The 6,394-nt window shown below is 70.6% G+C and carries 2 protein-coding genes; one reads left to right on the top strand and one right to left on the bottom strand.

The features are described 5' to 3' along the window. A partial coding sequence (locus KBX08_RS26905; protein ID WP_210786136.1) for a histidine phosphatase family protein occupies positions 1-476 on the top strand: 476 nt, incomplete at its 5' end. 132 nt (positions 477-608) lie between these two features. Here the strand turns inward: KBX08_RS26905 and KBX08_RS26900 are convergent. Then, the gene (locus KBX08_RS26900) at positions 609-6,224 is read right to left on the bottom strand and encodes a GH92 family glycosyl hydrolase (RefSeq protein ID WP_210786135.1); all 5,616 of its coding nucleotides are present in this window, start codon (positions 6,222-6,224) and stop codon (positions 609-611) included. Positions 6,225-6,394 lie beyond the last annotated feature (170 nt).

Raw genomic sequence — 6,394 nt, 5'->3', positions numbered from 1 at the left:
CCCGCGCGGGTGCGGACCGGCGCGGGCCCCTCGGCGTCAACGCCACCTGCCTGTCCAGCCCCGCGCTGGCCGCCCGACAGACCGCCGACGCCTTCGGCCTGCTGCCGACGATCGAGACCGCGTTGGCCGACTGTGATTACGGGGGCTGGGCCGGACGGACGCTTGAGGAAATCGCTGGATCGCAGCCGCAGGCGCTGCACGACTGGTTGTCCGCACCGGGCTCCGCGCCGCACGGCGGTGAGTCCGTCACGGGCGTGCGGGATCGGGTCGGCAGCTGGCTGGACGAGCAGCACCGAGCCGGTGGACGCGTCATAGCGCTCACCCACCCACTGGTGATCCGGGTCGCGGTGGTGCACGCCCTCGGTCTTCCGACGGCGACGTACCGGCAGGTGGACGTGGAGCCCCTGTCCGTCGTTCGGCTCACCAGTCAGGGCACGCGCTGGCAGCTCCGACTGGGCGCGCCGCGAGCAGGTTGAGGTCGCACCGAACGGCGCCAGCCGTGTCGAGCCAGCTTTCGTGTGGACGGCGTACCTGCGCGCCAAACGCGCAGCGTGGGGCGGGCCGTGATCACGGCCCGCCCCACGCGGCTGTACTGTCCCGGCTCGGTGCTAGCCGGTGACGGTGAACGGTCGGGACACCTTTGTCGCCGACGTGGCGCCGTTCAGCGTGACGCTTGTCGCGCCCGCCTTCGCCGCACGCGGAACGCTGACCGTCGCGCCGGAGATGACGCCGTCACCGTTCGCGTGCACGGTGCTGACCGCCAGTCCGGTCCCGACGGCGATCGTGACCACCTCGTTCGGCGCGAACCCGGAACCGTCGACCATGATCGACGTGCCGCGCGGGCCCGAGGTGGCCAACAGCGCCACCCGCGGCTGGTAGGTCCGCGCCTCCGGCTCCCCGGTCACCTGGACGGTGGCCGTGGCCGGCGTACGCGAGGACGCGCCCGTCGCGGTGACGGCGTACCGGCCGGGTTGCGCGTCACCGGAGGTCGGCACCGAGGCGCGGACCGTTCCCGTCGCGGAGGCGGCGACCTTCATGGTCCGGCCCGGGTCGGTGCCGACGCTGACGGTCACCTGCTCGCCGGCGGCGAAGCCGCTGCCGTTGACCGTGATCGCCCCACCGGTGGTGACGGTGCCGGACGCGGACAGCGCGATCGCCGGCTGCGATCCGCCCCGAGCCACTGTCACGGTGAAGGACTCGGTGCTGCTCGACAGCGTGTCCCACGCGGTGACGCGCACCGTGTAGGTGCCCTCCCGTGCGTAGGTGTGCTGGCCGCTCATCGCGCCGGACGCGCCGATCGTCACGTCGCCCGGAACCGTGCCGTCACCCCACTGGACGCGGGCGCGGTAACCCGTCGTACCGGGAACCCCGCCGGTCACCGCACCGAGGTTCGCCGCGAGGGCCTGCCCGGCGGTGGCCGTCTGGCTCGTCGGGGCGGCGGTCGTCAGTGCCGGGGCGGGCGTGCCGTCGTTGGCCACGGCGAACACGTGGATCCGACCCGCCGAGCGAGGGTCGCCGGTCTGCGTCGGCAGGGTCACCGACACCAGCGTCTTGCCCGCCGGAATCTGATACGGCGCGGTGGCGAAGAGGAACGGCTGGGCGCCGTCGCGGCTCGTGCCCTGCAACCGGTACGCCGTCCGGGCGACGACGATGTTGCCGTAGGACGGGGTGCCGTTGGCGTTGCCGCCCAGCGTCCAGTCGCTCAACTGGATCGGAATGCTGGCCGTGCTGCCGTCGCTGAACGTCGCCGTGCCGGTGGTGCTCTGGTTGCCCTGCGTTCCGGCGCCGACGAACGAGATGCTCCTCGCGTCCTCCGGAAGGTCGAGGACGACCGTCGCCCCGTTGCCGGTGGCGTTGTCCGGCTGCCCGGCCGGGATCACCGGCACTGCGAACCGCAGCGCCGTTCCGGGCACCTGCTGCGGCTGGCCCTGGGTGACACCACCGGCCGCCAGAGCGGCCCGAGAGTACGCCCAGGACTTGGCGTCACAGTCTGCCGCCAGGACCCCCTCGTCACCGACGCAGACGCTGTCGAACGCTGCGGTGAGACCGGAGGCCGGGGCGTACGCCACCTCGACGCCGACCGTCGCGGAGCTCTGGCTGTCGCCGTCGGTCACCGTGACGTTCGCCTGGTGGTAGCCGGGTGTGATGTAGGTGTGCGACCCACCGATGCGGTAGACGGCCCGCGAGCTCAACGTCACGGTGCCCGCGGTGACCGGCGTGCCGTCACCCCAGTCGATGGTGGCCTGGTAGCCGCCGGCGTCGCCGCCGGTGACGGTGGCCAACGGCACCGAGACGTGTACGCCGCTGGTCGCGTGCACGCCGTCGGCCCCGGTGACGCTGATGTCGCCGCCGCCGAGGTCGAGGTCACCTCCGGCGAGCAGCTCGACCTCGGCGAGGTTGGTCTGCGCGGCGCCGACGGTCTTCGTGACGGCGAGGCGGAACTGGGCGAACCGTCCCGGCTTGTCGATCGAGTACGGGCGGGTCTGGTTGCGCCACGGGAACACCTGGCCGGTGCGGGAGTCCACTGTGGTCCAGGTGAGGCCGTCGTTGGAGCCCTGCAGACGCCAGTCCGCCGGATCGCCGGCAGCGGCCCCGGACGTGACCGTGTAGTACTTCGGCTTCTGCTTGCCACCACGGAAGGCCCAGGTGATCTGCGGGGTCGCCGAGGTGAAGGTCAGCTGCGTGGTCGACGAGTCGTCGAACAGCTTCGACGCGTCCTGACCGCCGGTAGCGCTCGCGGTGCCGAGACCGGGGCCGGTGACGTCCTGCAACGGCTTCGGCGCCTCGTCACCCTTGGTCAGCGACGGCGGCGCGTCGTTCCGGCCGCTGCCCCACGACGACGGCTTGGGGCCCATCTGGAAGTCGATGGTGCCGCCCTTGGCGAGCGTCGCGACATCCACTGACAGGCCGCTCTGCTTCTTGCCGTTGACCTTCACGCCCTGCACGTAGACGTTCGCCGCGCTGTTGTTCGGCGCGTTGACGACGATGTCGCCGCTGCTGCGGTGCACGGTCATCCTGGTGAACTGCGGCGAGCCGATCGCCCACTCGGACGACCCGGCCTGCAGCGGGTAGATGCCCAGCGAGCTGAGGATGTACCACGACGACATCTCGCCGTTGTCCTCGTCGCCCAGGTAGCCCTGGCCGATCTCACTGCCGACGTAGAGACGCCGCAGGATCTCCCGCACGGTCTGCTGGGTCTTGGCCGGCGCCCCGGCCACGTTGTACATGTACGGGATGTGGTGCGACGGCTGGTTGCTCATGCCGAGCTGACCCATCCGCACCGCGCGCGCTTCGAGCATCTCGTGGATGACGCCGCCGTACCCACCGGGGCGGTCGGCGTTCTCCGGGGTGGTGAAGAACGCGTCGAGCTTGTCCCGCAGCGCCTTCTGCCCGCCGTACAGGTTGATCAGGCCCTGGCCGTCCTGCTGGGCGGTGAACGCGAAGTTCCACCCGTTGGTCTCGGTGTAGACGCCACCCCAGTCCAGCGGGTCACCGGCGAGGAAGTTGCCGGCGGCGTCGCGGCCCTGGAAGAGCTTCGTCTTCGGGTCGAAGAGGTGGACGTAGTTGCGGGCCCGCTCCAGGAAGTACCGCGACTCCTCCTTGAGCCGGGCACGCTCCGACTTCGGCGTGGCCGGGTCCTTGGCGAGCGCCGCACCCATGTTGCCGATGCCGAAGTCGTTGATGTAGCCCTCCAGCGCCCAGGACACCGACTCCCCGGTTGACGTCGGCGTGTAGCCGAGGAACAGGGAGCTCTCGATGCCCTTGCGCCCGACCGCGCTGCGCCCGGACGCGACGGTCGCGTCCTTGACGGCCGCGTCGTACGCCGCGAGCGGGTCGGGCAGCTCGACCCCGGTGAGGTACGCCTGGGCCAGCGCCACGTTCGCGCTGGTGCCGGTCATCAGGTCGGCGTAGCCGGGGGACGACCAGCGGGCGATCCAGCCGCCGTCGCGGTAGTGCTGGACGAACCCGTCGGAGATCTTGGCGGCGACGTCCGGGTACAGCAGCGCGTAGGCGGGCCACACGGTGCGGTAGGTGTCCCAGAAGCCGTTGTTGACGTAGATCTGCCCGTCGACGATCTTCGCGCCGGTCCGGGTGGGGGTCGACGCGCCGGTCGGCGCCGAGACCGGGCTCGCGTACTGCCAGCGCGGCGCGGCGGCGGTGCCGGTGTTCTCCGACTGCGAGTTCGGGTAGAGGTTCAGCCGGTACAGGTTCGAGTACATGGTGACCAACTGCGACTCGGTGGCGCCGCGCACCTCGACCCGGCCGAGCCGGTCCTTCCACGCGGCCGTCGCGGCGGCGTGGATCTGGTCGAAGCTCTTGCCGGTGACCTCCAGATCGAGGTTGCGGCGCGCCTGGTCGACGGAGAGGAACGAGGTGGCGAGACGCATCGTCACCTCCCGCGAGCCGGAGATGTCGAAGGTGGCCGAGGTAGCTGCGGACGCCGTCGGCGCCCGGTCGAAGGCGCCGGAGACGAACATCCGGCTACGACCGGCCGACAGGCCGCTTCCGTTGTCGACCCAACCGGTGAACGTGCCGTCCGTGCCGATGGTGAACGTGCCGTTGTGGAAGACGAGACTTCCGGTCGGCTGCCCGGTGGGGAAGGTGAACCGCATGATCCCGGCGTGGTCGGTGGGCGACATCTCCGCGACCAGGCCGTTCTGGAGCGCGACCCGGTAGAGGTCCGGCTGCGCCGTCTCGTCGTCGTGACGGAAGGCGAGCGCACGACTGGCGGGCTGACCGGTGAGCGACCCGCCACCGACGACCGGCATGACGGACATCTGGTTACGGTCACCCATCCAGGGGCTGGGCTCGTGGGAGATCGCGAGGCCCTGGAGCATGGGCAGGTTGGCCTCGTTGTTGATCCGGTGGTACTCGTACTCCCACGAGTCGGAGGTCGCGTCGGTCACCGGGGTGAAGAAGTTGAACCCGTTCGGCACGGCGGTGATCGGCAGGTTGTTGCCGCGCGAGAAGCCGCCCGTCGAGTTGGTGCCCCGTCGGGTGTCGACGTAGTTGGTCAGCTTCGAGCCGTCGATCGACGCCGGCGCGGCCGTCAGCTCGATGTCGTCGAGCCAACCTTGGAACCGGGTCTCCGCGGTGGCCTGCGGATTGTCGTACGCGAGCAGGATGCGGTCGATCGTCTTGCCGCGCGCGACGGTGCCGAGGTCGGCCTGCACCAGGTTCCACTGGTCGGCGAAGAGCACCTTCGAGGCGCCCTGACCGGCGCCCGTGAGTGGGTAGCCGTGCTGGTCGGCGGGCGAGCGACCACTGAGGTAACTGCCGTCGGTGAAGTGCAGGTCGACGGCGGCGTAGGTGGACGGGTACCTGCCGTCTCCACCGGTGAACTCGGGGAAGATCTTGTACGACAGTCGGGTCTTCGGGCCGACCGGGATGGTGACGTCGAAGAGCTTGTTCGTCGCGTACGACCGGCCGTTGCCCTCGGCGCCGCCGGAGTAGCGCAGCGCGGCCAGCCCGGTGAACCCGACGTCCGGCTTCGTGGTGTAGCCGCCGTTCGGGCCGGCGGTCGCCTCGCTGACCATGGGGGTGGCCGGCGGGCGGACGTCCGAGCCGTCGCTGATGTTCCAGTCGGCGAGCTGCAGGAGCGAGTCACCGGAGTTCGCTGTGATGTTGAGCCGGTAGAAGCCGTAGGCGTTCGGGTTGGTGAAGCTGTACGTCTTGGTGGCGAAGCGCCCGCTGAACTTCTCGCCGGCGCGCTTGTCCAGGTCGGTCCAGGTGCTGCCGTCGTTCGACCCCTGGACGACGAAGTCCTTCGGGTCCCGGGTGGGTGCGTCGTCGGCCGCGGTCAGCGAATAACGCGCCACCGTCGCCGGCTTGGCGAGTTGGTAGGTCACCCAGCCGGTGGACGCGAACACGAGCCACTTGGTCGACGGATCGTCGTCCTTGAGGTTCGCGGCGATCTCTCGCGGCGGGTTCTCGTCGCTCGCGGTCACGGCGCTGACCTGGCCGAGCAGGCTGCCGGGCAGCGTGGCGACAGTGCCGCTCAGGTTGACCTGGACCGGTTTTCCGTTCGGGCCGACCTCCACGGTGCTGGTGGCGGGCTGCGGGTCGGCGGACTCGAACGACGAGGTGAAGTTGCCCGGCGGTGCGGGGGTGGGGGCGGCGTTCGCAAGGGGCGCGGCGACGAGCAGGCCCAGCGGTAGCAGGGCGGCTGTGGTCGCCGCGATCAGGCGGGGTGAGAGGGAGCGCGCAAGGGGGGTGTGCGACATGAGGGACGGAGCCTTTCGACTCGAACCGGGTCGAGTACGTCGAACGTCTGGGCAGTGTGGAGCGGGTGGTGGGTCGAGCCCTGACATCGTTGTCATGAGAGTTCGTGAGCAACGGAAGCCGGGGCGTGTGGACTGCCGCTGATAGTTCCGGGCGCAGCACGGCCGTGTCA

The sequence above is a fragment of the Micromonospora sp. H61 genome (assembly GCF_018070325.1).
In the GTDB taxonomy this organism is placed as follows: Bacteria; Actinomycetota; Actinomycetes; order Mycobacteriales; family Micromonosporaceae; genus Micromonospora; species Micromonospora salmantinae.
This window is presented reverse-complemented; position numbering and strand designations above follow the sequence as displayed.